Genomic DNA, 13,980 nt, shown 5'->3' with positions numbered 1-13,980 from the left:
CTCGGCTCGGCTCGGCTCGGCTCGGCTCGGGTCGGGTCGGGTCGGGTCGGCTCGGCTCGGCTCGGCTCGGCTCGGGTCGGCTCGGGTCGGGCTCGGGTCGGCTCGGGTCGGGTCGGGTCGGGTCGGCTCGGCTCGGCTCGGCTCGGGTCGGGTCAGCGAACGGTGAGGACCACTTTGCCCGTGATCCGGCCGGTGTCACCGAGCGCATGGGCCTTCGCGGCCTGCTCCAGGGGGAAGGACGCCTCGATGACAGGACGCAGGGCGCCGGTCCTGACCAGCTCCGCCACCGCGAGCATCCCCGCCTGATCCGCCTCGACCAGCATCAGTTGGTGACGTACGCCCAGTTCGGCGGCTTCCTCCGTCAAGGCGCGGGTGTTCGAGAGCACCAGGGAGACGAGGATGCCGCCCTTGCGGAGCGTCCGCAGGGAACGGGCCGCGTAGTCGCCGCCGATGAGGTCCATGACCACGTCGACCTTTTCGGTGGCGTTCTCGAAGTCCTCGGTGCGGTAGTCCACGATCTCGTCGGCGCCGAGCTCGCGGAGCAGGTCGTGCTTGGCCGCGCTGGAGGTGCCGACCACGTGGGCGCCCAGGGACTTGGCGATCTGGACCGCGATGTGGCCCACGCCGCCGGCAGCCGCGTGGATCAGGACGCGCTGACCGGCCTGGACATCGGCCGTGTCCACCAGGGCCTGGCGGGCGGTCAGGGCGGCGAGCGGGATCGCGGCGGCCTGGACGTGGTCGAGTTCGGCGGGCTTCCGCACCAGAGCACGGGCGGGAGCGGTGACGTACTCGGCGCAGGCTCCGTGGCCGTGGGGGTAGGGCAGCATGCCGAAGACCTCGTCACCGGCCTTGTGCAGGGACACGCCGGCACCGACGGCCTCGACGACGCCGGACACGTCCCAGCCCAGGACCAGGGGGAGTTGTCCGATGAAACCGGGAAACTGCCGGTGCTTCCAGTCACTTGAGTTCATGCCCGCCGCATGGACCCTCACCAGGACCTCGGACGGTCCGGGGACGGGCCGGTCGATCCGGACTTCCCTCAGCAGGTCGGGGCCGCCCAGTTCGTCCTGGCTGATCGCCCGCATCGTCGCCTTCGTCATACGCCCACCCTTCCGCTCCGGCCGCCCGGCCCGACAGCCGCCCGGCAGTCACCAATTGAGAGTCTTCAGCCACGCACCGTGTGTCGAGCGGCCCCGCCGCTCCCCGGCGACCCCGGGTGCCCCCGCCGCGGACACCGCCCCCGGACCACCCGTCAGGGCTTCGCCGCCGGCCCGATCTCCAGCGTCCTGTGGCCCAGTTGGCGCATCAGGTCGGCCATGTCGAACCACGCCGAGCGCTCGATCACCTTCTCGCCGCGGAACCGGTCGATCCCGACGGCGGCGAAGGTGGCCGTGCGGCCGCTCGGCGGCAGCCCGCGGAAAGGGCCGAGTTGGGTGCCCTCGCAGACGACCCGGGTCACCACGACATCGCCTTCCGCGATCTGCTCCCGCACCAGGTCCTTGATGTCCGGGAACGCCGTACGGAAGGCACGGACCCAGATCCGGACGCCCTCGGGGCCGCGCAGGTCGAACTGCGGCCAGTGGAAATCCTCGTCGAACAGTTCGTCGGCGAGGTGTAGTTCTCCGCGCGTGATGATGTTCTCGAAAAGCATCGCGATGCGCTGCTTTCGGGCTTCCGCGGATGTCCCGGAAGGGACCGCCATGACGTGACTCCTCTCGGTCGCCGGTGGTACCCAGTCATAGAACAATCCGCCCCGCATGGCCAAGAGCAGCCAATGCGGAAGAGACGAGTTGGGCAAGTCCGACAACTCGCCGGCGCGTATCGAAGAGGCGTTGCGACCGCTCGGTGCAACAGTGACACTGGAGCCAGGCCGCACCCGGGAAACAGGAAACAGGGAGACGTCGAATGACCGGTAGTCACCTGAACAATGTCGGGAATGTTGACCGGTTCCTGGAGAGACTGCAGTCCTTCGAAGCGAACGAAGCCTTGATCTCCGACAATCGCCGTTTCCGTTACGGTGAATTGCTGGAGGCCGTCCGGGACTGGCAGCAGTACCTGGATTCCCAGGCGGTGGGTCCGGGGTCCGTGGTCAGTCTGGAGGGCGGCTACTCCCCCGGCAGCTGTGCCGCGTTGCTAGCCCTGATCGGGCGCGGCGCGATCGTCGTCCCGCTGGGGAGGCTGCCGGAAGCCAGACGCGCGGAGTTCCTCGACGCCGCACAGGTGGAGGTCACCCTCGACGTGGGCGCCGACGGCGGACGGCGGGGCGTGGCCACGGGGCGTACGGCCGACCACGAGTTGTACCGCCGGCTACGGCTGGCCGGCCTTCCCGGGCTGGTGCTGTTCAGCTCGGGTACCACCGGGCGCAGCAAGGCGTCCGTGCTGGACTTCGACAAGGTGCTGGGGCGCTACCGGACCCTGCGGAAGCCCCTGCGCATCCTTTCCTTCCTCAGCCTCGACCACATCGGCGGGATCAACACCCTGCTGCACACGCTCAGCCAGGGCGGCACGGTGGTCACCGTGTCGGAGCGCACGCCGGACACGGTCTTCGCCGCGATCGCCGGGCACCGCGTCCAAGTGCTGCCGACCACCCCGACGTTCCTCAGCATGGCTCTGCTCTCCGGCGCGGCGGCCCGCCACGACACGTCGTCCCTGGAACTCGTCACGTACGGCACCGAGCCGATGCCCCAGCGGACGCTGCGGCACCTCGGGGACGCATTGCCGACGGTCCGGTTCAAGCAGACGTACGGCCTGTCCGAACTGGGCATCCTGCCCACCCGGTCCAAGAGCAACGACACGGTCTGGCTCAAGCTCGGCGGCGAGGGATTCGAATACAAGATCGTCAACGATATCCTCTGGGTGCGTTCCGAGATGGCGATGCTCGGCTATCTCAACGCGCCGACACGGTTCGACGACGACGGATATTTCGACACGCAGGATGTCGTCGAGGTGGAAGGCGACTACATCCGGATACTCGGCCGCCGTTCCGAGATGATCAATGTGGGCGGCGAGAAGGTCTACCCCGCCGAAGTGGAAAGCGTGTTGCTGGATCTCGAAAACGTGGCGGATGCCACGGTGTCCGGAATTCCCAGCCCGGTGACCGGAATGGCGGTGAAAGCGGTCGTGCGGCTGATAGCCGACGAGTCGGGTGAAAGCGTGGAACGCAGGCTGAGGAAGGCGTGCCGGCAGCGGCTCGAACCCTTCAAGGTTCCGGCGGTCGTGGAGGTGTCGGGAGACCCGCAGCACAATGACCGCTTCAAGAAGATGCGCGGGCTGTCGTGAGCGCCGCGGCCGCGCAACCGCGCACGGCGGTGGTGAGCGGCGGCAGCCGCGGGCTCGGCAGGAAGCTGGTGGAGAGGCTGCTGGCCGACGGTTGGCGCGTCGCGACCTTCAGCCGGAAGGCGAACGGTTTCGTCGAGGAGCAGCGTGAGGCGCACCCCGACACGTTCTTCTGGCAGTCCACCGACGTGCTGGAACCCGGTGCGACGCGCGAGTTCACCGACGCCGTCGACGCGCGGTTCGGCCGGATCGGCCTGCTGGTCAACAACGCGGGGGTGTTGCACCAGGGGCTCCTGCTGACCATGCCGCCGGCCCAGGTCAGGGAGTCGCTGACGGCGAACCTGCTGGCCCCGGTCGAGCTCACGCAGGCCTGCGTGCGGTCGATGAGCCGGACCGGCGAGGGCGTGGTCGTGAACGTCTCGTCCATCAACGCGGTCCGCGGCTACCGCGGGGTCGCCGCCTACGCCGCCGCCAAGGCGGGCATGGAGGGGTTCAGCAGGAGCCTGGCCCGGGAGCTCGGCCCGATGGGCATCCGGGTCTGCACGGTCACTCCGGGCTACTTCGACTCGGACATGTCCGCCGGCGTCACCGATCGCAACCGCGAGCGGATACAGCGGCGGACTCCGCTGGGCCGGCTCGGCACGGCCGAGGAAGTGGTGGACGCGGTCCTCTTCCTGGCCTCTCCGGCCGCCGCTTTCATCACCGGACAGTCCCTTGTCATCGACGGAGGCATCTCATGTTGACCCGTGAAGAGCTGACGAGCGTGATACGCGAGAGGATCGGCATGATCCTCCTGGACGACCTCGACGACCTCGGCGAGTTCGACCAGCACGACGACCTCGACGGCGCCCCGGGCACGGGCGCCGCTGCCTACCGTGGCACCGACAACCTCGTCGACATCGGCCTGAACTCCCTGATGCTGGCGCGGCTGGTCATCCAGCTCGCCGCGGAGTTCGGCAGCGATCCCTTCTCCGACGGAAGCGCCACCCTGGCGGACGCGCACACGGTGGACGAGCTGGCCACCGTCTACGAACACGCCCTGCGCAGCGGCTCGGAGCAGCCGGCATGACGGTGACCGCCCCCCATCTGCGTCTCGGCTCGATCGACGAGTACCTCGGCCCGGCGGAGCGGCGCTTCTTCGGGACCGGCTACCGCCGCGCGTCTCATCACGTCAGTGAGGTGCGCGTCCTCCCGGACGACGGGGCCGGCCAGGTCGTCACCGCGCGGGTCACCATCGGGTATCCCGGCGACTGGTCCAGAAAGAAGGACGAGATCGACGTGCCGCCGCACGTCAGCAGCATCGACACTCTCGTCCTGGGCCTCCAACTGGCCGAGGCCCACCTGGCGCACGGCTACCGGCTCAGCCCGGAGCAGCGGCGCGCCGCCCGGCTGCGCCGGATCACGCTCATCGCCGGCGTGACGCCGCAGGAGGAGCTCGCCGACCTGCCGGCGACCGCTCGGCTCCGCGGCACCAGGCCGCTGCCGGAGGCGCCGGGCGTCTGCGTCTCGGTGTACGAGTGCCACGTCGGTGTGATGCGGGCGCGGTACGAGATCGCGCACGCGGCCCCGGCCGGCGCCGTTCGGCCGACCGGGTTCCCGCGGCTTGAGGACGCGCTGGGTCCGGCCGGCACGCGGTACTACGGCGCCGGGTTCGCCCTGCGTGGGCAGCGGTTGACCGATGTCACGGTGGACACCGAGCAGTTGTCCGCGCGTGCCTCGGTGCTCATGGAGCAGCCGGGGGCGATGCCGGACGGCGTCGAGGGCGCGACGTCTCCGATGTTCTCCCCGGTCGACTGCTTCGTCTCCTGCCTGCAACTCGCACAGGTGCTGATGTACGAGATGGACGACATCCGGCGCAGCGACAGCAACGCCCTCTGGATGCTGCGGACTTCGCTGGACACCACCCGCCCGCGGGTCCCGGTGGAGGCCGGATCGCCGTACCCGGTGCGGACCGAGGTGACCGCGTCCCATCTCCTGCCGCTGCGCGGCAGGTCCTGGCGGAACACCGAGATCTCCGGCGAGCTGGCCGGCATCCGTCTGCGCTGCTCGCTCGCCCACGCTCTGCCCGAGAAGACCGAAACGACCGACACCCCCGCCAGAACGCCGTAAGGAGCCGAGACCTTGAAACTGGCAGTTTCCGGTACCTACTCGTCCGGCAAGACCCTGACCGTCATGACCCTGGCGCACTACACCGGCATCCCGCGCACGCTCGCCGCGACGATCCGGGAGATCATGCCCCTCGCCGTTCCCGGGAAGACGCTCTCCCAGGTCACCCCGGCGGAATACCTGCAGCTCGCGATGCGCCGGCACGTCGGGCGCGCGGTGGCGGAGTCCCGGTTCCCCGACGGGTTCCTCTCCGACGGCTCGTCGCTGCAGGAGTGGATCTACGCGGCCACCCGTCTCGCGTACGGGATGGACCCCTCCTCCACCAGCCACCTGGAGCGGATACCGAGGGAGGAACTGACCCCGGAGATGCGCTTCTTCGAAGCGGTGGTCGCCCAGTACGGGCACGCGTTCAAGCAGCACGTGAAGGCGACGTTCGACTCCTTCGTCCACCTCGCCAACGAACTCCCGCTGAGCGCCGACGGTCACCGGCCGATGAACTCCGCCTTCCGGGACGAGTGCGACACGATGCTGCTCGGCACGCTCGACGAGTTGCGTATCCCGTACCACGTGATCAGCGGTTCCTTCTCCGAACGGCTGGGCAGGATCGTCGACTTGTTCGGCTTTCCCGTGGTCATGCCGGTCGATGAGGCCATCGCTCTCGGCCGGCGGGAGTACGCACGGATCGACAAGCGGATGGAGGCCGACCGCGCCGCGGCCGCCGCCTGACCGGACCACCGCTCGTGGCCCACCGACCCCGTGTCCGGAACACGATCAACCCATGGCAACCAGCACATGACCACCAGAAGGAGAACCGACACCATGCCTGTCGACACCGGGCTTCAGCACTCCGGCGAGTTCACCCGCGTGGACTCGGCGAAGGACTCGAACTGGTTCATCCGCTTCATGGACCTGGCCAACGCACTGCCCGAGTACGGCGCGGTGCGGCGCACCCTGGCCGAGGGGCTGGGACCGCTCACGGGCAGGCACATCCTCGACGTCGGGTGCGGCACGGGGGACGACGCCCGGGAGCTGGCCGCGCTGGTCGGCCCCGAGGGCCGGGTGACCGGCGTCGACCTGAGCGAGGCGATGGTCGGCGAGGCGCGCGGGCGCAGCGCGGGCTCGTCGCTGCCGGCCGAGTTCGCGGTCGGGGACATCCGGCGGCTCGACTTCGCGGACGGGTCCTTCGACGGGGTGCGGGTCAAGCTCGTCCGGCAGCACTGCCCCGACCTGGACGAGGCCGACAACGAGGTGCTGCGGGTGACGCGCAGGGGCGGGCGGATCGCGGTCTTCGACTACGACTTCGACACCCTGACCGTGGACCACCCGGACCGCGAGGCGACCCGGACCGCCGTACACGCCTTCTGCGACAACCACCGGCACGGCTGGAACGCCCGCTCGCTGGAGAACCGCTTCCTCGATCTGGGTGTGACCGGGGTGACCCTGACTCCGCACACCGTGCGGATGTCGTACGCCTTCTTCCAGGCCTCGCTCGGCGAGTTCGTGAACACCACGGTCGCGTCGGGCGGCCTGGCCTGGGCGCCCGAGGAGTTGGCCGCCTGGTGGCAGCCGCTGGAAGAGGCCGAGAAGCGGGGCAGGTTCTTCGCCTCGATCAGCGGCTTCGCCCTCTCCGGCACGCGTTGAGGCGGTCGAGGCGCTGAATCGGGCCCCGCCTCCGCGGGCACGGCCTCAGCGCCTCGGGCCCCGGGCCTCGCCGCCCGCAAGCTCCGCCTCAGGCCCTACGGTTCCTCCGCCACCAGGATCAGCTCGCGCAGCAGAGCGCCCAGCCGCTCCCGCTTCGTGGCCGAGATCCCGTCGAAGAGCTCGGCCGTGGCCTTCGCGTGCGCCTGCACGCCCCGCTCGGCCAGTTCCCTGCCCTCGTCGGTGAGGGCGACCAGCAGGGAGCGGCGGTCGTTCGGGGCGAGCCGGCGGGTGATCAGTCCGCGGTCCTCAAGGCGCCCGAGCCGCTTGGTGAGACCGGGGCCGGAGATGAGCAGCCAGTGGCTCAGCTCCGTCGGCGTCGTCTCCCCGGCGGGTCCGCTGCGCAGCAAGGTGGCCAGCACGTCGAACTCGCCGCGATCCATGCCGAGCGGAGCCAGGCACGCGGTGGCGAGGTCCTCCAGGAGGCGCGCCATCCGCGTGATGCGTTTGGAGACGGCCATCTGCTCCAACGGCAGGTCATGGGTCCGCCATGACCACTGCCCCAGCATCCTGTCGATGGAGTCCTGTCGGTCCATGAGGCAATCCTACCCGACCGCAAAGCCGGGGAATAATTTTCCAGCTAATACATATCCAGCTAAGCAAACTGCTAGGGTCGTGCCTATGACTAGCCAGGACTTGAGCCGGCCTGTGCCCCGCACCCGCGAGGCGACGTCGGAGCCCGTCGGCCGCAGCAGCCTCGCGGTTGCCTTCATCACGCTTCTCGTCATCGGCACCGACCTGTTCGTGGTCTCGCCCCTGCTGCCGGACATCGCGCACCAATACCACGTCTCCGCGTCCGTGGCCGGGGTCACCGTCACCACGTTCTCGCTCGCGTACATGATCGGCGCTCCGATCATCGGCACCCTCGCCGACCGGGTCGGCCGCCGGACCGTCCTCATCGGCGGCCTGACCGTCTTCGGCCTCGCCAACGCCCTGACCGGCCTGTCGCCGTGGTTCGGCATGCTGCTGGCCGCCCGGGTGCTCGCGGGTCTGTCGGCCGCCGCCGTCACACCCTCCGTGCAGACCCTGGTCGGCCTGGCCGCTCCGCCCGAACGCCGCGCCGGCTGGCTGGCCGTCGCCGCGTCGGGCTTCCTCGTCTCGCTCGCCACCGGCGCCCCCACCGGCACCGCCGTCGCCTCGCTGCTGAGCTGGCGGGAGACCTTCTTCGGGATCGGCGGGGTGACGCTCGTCCTCGTCGTGGTCAACCTGTTCTCCTGGCGCAGCGTGGCGCCGGGCGGCGCTCCGGGCGCCGGCCGCGCCCCCGCGGCCGGCCCGCGCAGCAGCGCCGTCACCAAGGCCCGGGCGGTCTCCGTCACCGGGCTGTGGGCCTTCGCCGTCTACAGCCTCTACACCTACGTCGGCACCGCGCTGACCGACAACGCCCACCTGTCGACCGGCATGGTCGCCGTCGCACTGGTCGTCTACGGAGTCGGCGCCGTCGCGGGGAGCCTGAGCGGAGGCCGGCTCGCCGACCGCTACGGTGCGACGCGGGTCGTCACCGGCAGCCTGGTGGGCCTGTCGGTGCTGGAAGTGCTCCTGGTCCTGGCCTTCCACGCCCCGACCGCGGTACTGCTCCTGGTCCTCGGCCTGTTCGCGCTCAGTGCCTTCCCCTGCCTGCCCGCCTTCCAGTCCCAGCTGATGCACACCTTCGGGAGCGAGATCGGCTCGGTCATGGCGTGGAACAGCAGCTTCATGTACCTGGGCACCTCGCTCGGGTCCGCGGCGGGCGGCGTCCTGCTCTCCTCGGCCGGATTCTCCTGGATCGCCCCCGTGGCCGCCGCCGTGGGCCTGTTCGGCGCGCTCGTCCACGCACGGTGGGCCCTGCCCGTCGCCCGGCCGGCCTGAATCGGCCCGCCCCGTCGAGACCGCAGGAGGCAATCACCCATGACACCCCATCCGTTCCCGGAGTCGACCGAGGTGGTTCTGGAGGTGAACGGGACGACGCACCGGCTCTCGGTGCCCGCCCGGATGACCCTGCTGGACGCTCTGCGCGACCTCCTCGGGCTCACCGGCACCAAGAAGGGCTGCGACCGCGGCGAGTGCGGTGCCTGCACCGTGCACGTCGAGGGGCAGCGGATCAACTCCTGCCTCGCCCTGGCGGCACAGCACGACGGACGGTCCGTCACCACCATCGAGGGGCTGGGCGGCCGGACCGGCGAGCACCCCGTGCAGCAGGAGTTCGTCGCACACGACGCCCTGCAGTGCGGTTTCTGCACACCCGGCCAGATCATGTCGGCCACGGCCTGCATCCGCGAGGGCCACGCCGATTCGCCGGAGGAGATCCGGGAGTGGATGAGCGGCAACATCTGCCGCTGCGCCGCCTACCCGCAGATCGTGTCCGCGGTGGCGGCCGCCCGGGCCCGGACGGAGCGCGCCGGTGCCTGAACCCGGATACCTGCGGGTGGCGGACACCGCCGCCGCGCTTGCCGCACTGACGCGATACGGCCCCTCCGCCCGGCTCATCGCCGGAGGTACCGACCTGGTCAACCTGATCAAGGAGGGGATCGAGCGGCCGGACGTCCTGGTCGACATCGGCCGGCTGCCGCTGGACACCGTCCGGGCGGACGGGGACGGCCTGTGGATCGGCGCCCTCACCACGATGAGCGCCGCGGCCTGCCACCCGGCGCTGCGCTCCGGATATCCCGCCGTCGCCGAGGCGCTGGAACTGTCCGCCTCCCCGCAGATCCGCAACGCGGCGACGATCGGCGGCAACCTGCTCCAGCGCACCCGCTGCCCGTACTTCCGGGCGGAGACGAAGCTGCCGTGCAACAAGCGACAGCCGGGCTCGGGCTGCGCGGCGAGCGCCGGCCACGACCGGACCCTGGCCGTGATCGGTGGGAGCGACGCCTGCCGGGCCTGCCACCCATCCGACCTCGCCGTGGCGCTGGTTGCCCTGGACGCGGAGCTCACCACCGAATCCCCGCGGGGCAGCCGCACCCTACCGCTGGCGCGGCTCTACCTCCTGCCGGGCGACGCCCCGGAACGGGAGACCGTACTGGAACCCGACGAGATCATCGTCGCCGTCAGGGTGCCGTCCTCCCCCGCCGCCGCGCGCTCCGGCTACCTCAAGGTGCGGGAGCGCGCCTCGTACGAGTTCGCCCTCGTCTCGGCGGCCGTCGCCGTGGAGACGGACGGGGCGCTGATCCGCGACGTCCGGATAGCCCTCGGTGGGGTCGCCCCCCGGCCCTGGCGGCTGTATGAGGTCGAACGGCGCTTGCTGGGAAGGGAGTTGACCGAGCCGGTGGTGCGGGAAGCGCTGGCGTCGGCGCTGGACGAGGCCCGCCCGCTGAAGAGCAACGGTTTCAAGATCGAGCTGGCCCGGCGCTCGACCTGCCGGGCACTGCTGGAACTCCGGGACAGAGGGGTGGTCCGCACGTGAGCACCGAAGTCACCCGCACGGACGCCTTGGCGAAGGTCACCGGTCAGGCGAAGTTCGCGGCCGACCAGACGGTTGATCCGCTGCGGCACGCGTTCCTCGTCACCGCCACCGTGCCGAGCGGCCGGATCTCCTCGCTCGCGACGGAGGCGGCGGAACGCTCACCGGGGGTGGTGGCTGTGCTCACGCACCTCAACGCACCCCGGTTGTCGCCGCCCCAGGGCCTGTACATGCACCGGCTGCTCCCGTTGCAGGACGACGAGGTGCACTACGAGGGCCAGCCGGTGGCCGTGGTGGTCGCCGAGCGTCCCGAGCAGGCGAAGGCGGCAGCGGAGGAGCTGCGCGTCAGCTACGTTCGCGAGTCGGTCCCGACGTTGCTGGACGACGCTCTCGGCGAGGCGTGGCGGCCCACTCCCATCCCGCGGTGGGGCCCTGCGGACACCGCCGTGGGGGATGTCGCCGCGGGCCTGGAAGCGGCCGACGTCGTCCTCGAACGCCACTACCGCACGGCCAACCGGCACCACAACGCGCTGGAGCCGGCCGCCACGACCGCCCACTGGGACGAGAAGGCCGGGCTCACCCTGTACGACGCCACGCAGGGCGTCGCCAACGTCCGCACCGTCGTGGCCAGTGCCCTCGGCCTGGCACCGGAACTGGTCCGCGCGCTCTCCCCCTGGACCGGCGGCGGCTTCGGCAGCAAGGGCCACGTCTGGCCGCACCAGATCATCGCCGCCATGGCCGCCCGGGCAGTGGGCGGAGGTGTCCGGCTGGTGCTGACCCGTGCGCAGAGCTTCACCTCACACGGCTACCAGCCCGCCACCCGCCAGACCGTCACCTTGGGGGCCACCACGGGCGGACGGCTGCTGGAGATCCGCCACGCCTCGGTCAACCAGACCGCGCGCTACGCCGAGTACCCCGAACTGGCCGCCACCGGCACCCGGACCGCGTACGCCTGTCCGGCGATCGAGACCACCCACCGGGTGGCACCGGTCGCCACCATCGTGCCGACCCCGATGCGAGCCCCGCACGAGGGCCCGGGCATGTTCGCCCTGGAGACCGCCATGGACGAACTCGCGGACGAACTCGACCTGGACCCGGTCGAGTTACGGCTGAGGAACTACGCGGAGACCGACCCGACCAGCGGCCGGCCGTTCAGCTCCAAGGAGCTGCGCGCCTGCTATCTGACCGGGGCCCGGGTCTTCGGCTGGAAGGACCGTCCGCCGCGCCCGCGCGCCCGGCGGGAGGGCCACGAGTACATCGGCTGGGGCATGGCCACCGCCCTGATGAACCAGTACGCCTTCCCCGCCTCGGCCAGGGTGGGTGTGGACCGCTCCGGGGCCGTACGGGTGGAGACGGGCAGCCAGGAGATTGGGACGGGCACGTACACCGTGCTCGGCCAGATCGCCGCGGAGACCCTCGGCTGTTCCCCGGACCAGGTCACCGTGATCCTGGGTGACAGCCGCCTGCCGGCCTCGGGGATGTCCGCCGGCTCCTCCACCACGCTCAGCGTGGGATCGGCGGTGCGCGCCGCGGCGGCCGACCTCCTGGAGCGGTTGGCCGCGATCGGCGGCGACCCGGCCGACCGCCCCGGACCGCCGTCCGGTGGGTCGCCCGAGGCCCGGTGGCAGCAGATGGCCCGCGGCCTGGCGGGGAGCGGTTCGAAGTGGCTGTGGGGCAGGGGCGGGTGGGCTCCGGAGGACAACGGCTCGTCCCCGCACACGTTCGGCGCGGTCTTCGCCGAGGTGGCGGTCGACGCCGAACTGGGGCTGACCCGAGTGCGCCGCGTGGCCGGCGCGTACAGCGCGGGACGGATCATCAATCCGCTGACCGCCCGCAGCCAGATCATCGGCGGGATCGTGTGGGGCATCGGCCAGGCACTGCTGGAGCAGTCGCACACGGATGCCGGACTCGGCCGGTTCGTCTCCAAGAACCTGGCCGGCTACCTCGTGCCGGTCCAGGCCGACGTTCCTGACGTGGAGGTGGAGTTCATCGAGGAGTACGACGCCTTGAGCGGCACGATCGGGGCGCGGGGCGTCGGTGAACTCGGGGCGGTCGGCGTGTCGGCGGCGATCGCCAACGCCGTCCACCACGCGACCGGCATCCGGGTCCGGCAACTGCCGATCGCCCCCGAGGCCCTCCTGATTCCGGACGCGTGATCGTGACGGCCTTACCGGTGCCCTTGCGGAACCGTCACCGCGTCCGGCACCCGCGGGGCGGGCAGCGTCCGCCGCTCGGACCTGGCCTGGTGGCCGGGGCGTTCCGCCCCGCGGTGGGCGGTCGGGGGTTCCGGCTTCTCCAGGGCCGAGAACGCGAAGGCCGCCGACACCAGTGCCAGGTGCCGGTGCCAGCCGCCGAACGACCGTCCGCCGAAATCGTGGACGCCGAAGTCGCTTTCGAGTCGTTCGACGTCCTGGCCGTGCCGACGCAGCACGGGCAGCGCCAGACCGAGGATGCGCAGGTCCCACGGGTCGATGTTCGTCACCCAGTGGCGCGCCGGGTCGTCGCGCTGGATCGGTTGCTGGGTCACGACCCTGATCGCCGAGTGCGCGGTGCCGCGATCAGCGAGCTGGACGACCGAACTGGTCACCCTCCCCGGAGTGGCGGCGATCTGGCCTTCCTCCGGAAGCGCCGACGCGTCGACGCAGACGAGGAAGTCGATGTCCCGCTTGGCCAGTTCCCGGATCAGACGCTCGGCCCTCGGCCATCCGGAGCAGTCCGCGACCACCGGGCGCCGGGGCAGATCGCCTCTGCGGATCGCCGCGTCCAGCAGATCGACACCCGCCTCCCAGCCGTGCTCCAAGCGGTACTCCTCCGGCACCCCGGCGCCTTTGCGCAGCTCTCGGTCGACCATCCAGCGCCCGCGCAGCAGTATCCGCCAGTCGACGGGAACGCTGGACCGCTGCGAGGAGAGGAAGAGCGCGACGCCCATCTGACCGTTGATCGTCCGGCCGGACCGCCGGACGAACCAGCGGCCGGCACCCACCGACGCGTCACCGCGCTTCCGGATGAACACGCTGTCCAGCACCCACAGTTCCGGCGGCAGCCTGCTGGAGACCACCGGGGTACAGCGCCGCGCGACCGTCGGCGCGATCGGCTCCCGCCGTACGCACCGCCACCGCCTCGACCGGTTGCGGGAAGCGGGCCTCGGCGACACCGAACTCGCTCGCCTGCACTCGCCGATCGGCCTCGACCTGGGCGCGCGCACTCCGGAGGAGACCGCCATCGCCATCGCCGCCGAGATCGTCGCCCACCGCCGCGGCGGCGGCTGCCTTCCGTTGAGCGCCACCGACACCCCGATCCACCACGAGCCGTCGCGGCACACGATCCCCACACCCGAACGGGCAGCGCGACAGGCCTCCAGCGCATTCGCGTGGTAATAGCCGGACGATACCGATCCGTCCGCTCATGGCCATTTGCGTCGATTCAGCACGATGACATAGCGGTGACGCGGGCGCGGGCGAAGTCGCCGATCCCGGCCGCCGACTCCGCGACCGCGAATCAAGCCGCCGGAATACGGAAGGAAA

The 13,980-nt window shown here is 71.0% G+C and carries 14 protein-coding genes and 1 pseudogene; 11 read left to right on the top strand and 4 right to left on the bottom strand.

The window, feature by feature from the left end; all coding sequences use genetic code 11:
• Nucleotides 1–152 precede the first annotated feature (152 nt).
• Complete coding sequence (locus OG370_RS29300) at nucleotides 153–1,100, bottom strand: NADP-dependent oxidoreductase (RefSeq protein WP_328469472.1); 948 nt, start codon at nucleotides 1,098–1,100, stop codon at nucleotides 153–155.
• 152 nt (nucleotides 1,101–1,252) lie between these two features.
• On the bottom strand, nucleotides 1,253–1,702 hold the full coding sequence (locus OG370_RS29295; RefSeq protein WP_328469470.1) for an ester cyclase: 450 nt from the start codon (nucleotides 1,700–1,702) through the stop codon (nucleotides 1,253–1,255).
• A 203-nt stretch (nucleotides 1,703–1,905) separates the two neighbouring features.
• On the opposite strand from OG370_RS29295, the gene OG370_RS29290 reads away from it, so the two are divergent.
• The 6 genes from OG370_RS29290 to OG370_RS29265 all read left to right on the top strand — a co-directional run bounded on the left by OG370_RS29290 (nucleotide 1,906) and on the right by OG370_RS29265 (nucleotide 7,023).
• Nucleotides 1,906–3,279: a class I adenylate-forming enzyme family protein gene (locus OG370_RS29290; RefSeq protein WP_328469468.1), complete on the top strand. Its 1,374-nt coding sequence runs from the start codon at nucleotides 1,906–1,908 to the stop codon at nucleotides 3,277–3,279.
• Entirely contained in the window at nucleotides 3,276–4,019 is a 744-nt protein-coding gene (locus OG370_RS29285) for an SDR family NAD(P)-dependent oxidoreductase (RefSeq protein WP_328469466.1), read from the top strand. Before OG370_RS29290 ends, OG370_RS29285 begins: the two co-directional genes overlap by 4 nt.
• A complete protein-coding gene (locus OG370_RS29280) occupies nucleotides 4,013–4,345 on the top strand; it encodes a phosphopantetheine-binding protein (protein WP_328469464.1) in 333 nt (110 codons plus the stop codon). Before OG370_RS29285 ends, OG370_RS29280 begins: the two co-directional genes overlap by 7 nt.
• Nucleotides 4,342–5,385, top strand: coding sequence for an AvrD family protein (locus OG370_RS29275; RefSeq protein ID WP_328469462.1), 1,044 nt, complete (start codon nucleotides 4,342–4,344; stop codon nucleotides 5,383–5,385). Before OG370_RS29280 ends, OG370_RS29275 begins: the two co-directional genes overlap by 4 nt.
• A 12-nt stretch (nucleotides 5,386–5,397) precedes the next feature.
• A complete protein-coding gene (locus OG370_RS29270; RefSeq protein WP_328469460.1) occupies nucleotides 5,398–6,108 on the top strand; it encodes an AAA family ATPase in 711 nt (236 codons plus the stop codon).
• Between the two features lie 93 nt (nucleotides 6,109–6,201).
• Nucleotides 6,202–7,023: a methyltransferase domain-containing protein gene (locus tag OG370_RS29265; RefSeq protein ID WP_328469458.1), complete on the top strand. Its 822-nt coding sequence runs from the start codon at nucleotides 6,202–6,204 to the stop codon at nucleotides 7,021–7,023.
• A gap of 95 nt (nucleotides 7,024–7,118) precedes the next feature.
• On the opposite strand, the gene OG370_RS29260 is transcribed toward OG370_RS29265, so the two are convergent.
• Nucleotides 7,119–7,616: a MarR family winged helix-turn-helix transcriptional regulator gene (locus OG370_RS29260; RefSeq protein WP_328469457.1), complete on the bottom strand. Its 498-nt coding sequence runs from the start codon at nucleotides 7,614–7,616 to the stop codon at nucleotides 7,119–7,121.
• 85 nt (nucleotides 7,617–7,701) lie between these two features.
• Here OG370_RS29260 and OG370_RS29255 point away from each other — a divergent pair, with 85 nt between their 5' ends.
• The 4 genes from OG370_RS29255 to OG370_RS29240 are packed head-to-tail and all read left to right on the top strand — an operon-like array spanning nucleotide 7,702 to nucleotide 12,612.
• Nucleotides 7,702–8,925 carry an MFS transporter gene (locus OG370_RS29255; protein WP_328469455.1) on the top strand — a complete coding sequence of 408 codons (1,224 nt, stop codon included), beginning with the start codon at nucleotides 7,702–7,704 and terminating at the stop codon, nucleotides 8,923–8,925.
• A 39-nt stretch (nucleotides 8,926–8,964) separates the two neighbouring features.
• Nucleotides 8,965–9,465, top strand: a complete 501-nt coding sequence (locus tag OG370_RS29250) for a (2Fe-2S)-binding protein (protein ID WP_328469453.1) — start codon at nucleotides 8,965–8,967, stop codon at nucleotides 9,463–9,465.
• Nucleotides 9,458–10,459: an FAD binding domain-containing protein gene (locus OG370_RS29245; RefSeq protein ID WP_328469451.1), complete on the top strand. Its 1,002-nt coding sequence runs from the start codon at nucleotides 9,458–9,460 to the stop codon at nucleotides 10,457–10,459. The genes OG370_RS29250 and OG370_RS29245 overlap by 8 nt, the downstream gene beginning before the upstream one ends.
• Complete coding sequence (locus OG370_RS29240; protein ID WP_328469449.1) at nucleotides 10,456–12,612, top strand: xanthine dehydrogenase family protein molybdopterin-binding subunit; 2,157 nt, start codon at nucleotides 10,456–10,458, stop codon at nucleotides 12,610–12,612. Before OG370_RS29245 ends, OG370_RS29240 begins: the two co-directional genes overlap by 4 nt.
• A gap of 11 nt (nucleotides 12,613–12,623) precedes the next feature.
• On the opposite strand, the gene OG370_RS29235 is transcribed toward OG370_RS29240, so the two are convergent.
• Complete coding sequence (locus OG370_RS29235) at nucleotides 12,624–13,514, bottom strand: transposase (protein WP_328469447.1); 891 nt, start codon at nucleotides 13,512–13,514, stop codon at nucleotides 12,624–12,626.
• A 16-nt stretch (nucleotides 13,515–13,530) separates the two neighbouring features.
• Here OG370_RS29235 and OG370_RS29230 point away from each other — a divergent pair.
• Nucleotides 13,531–13,833, top strand: a pseudogene (locus tag OG370_RS29230) (XdhC family protein); the annotation flags it as partial.
• Nucleotides 13,834–13,980 lie beyond the last annotated feature (147 nt).

The organism is Streptomyces sp. NBC_00448 (assembly GCF_036014115.1).
Lineage (GTDB): Bacteria > Actinomycetota > Actinomycetes > Streptomycetales > Streptomycetaceae > Actinacidiphila.
Note: the sequence above shows the minus strand (reverse complement) of the source record. Positions and strands in the feature narration are given on the sequence as shown.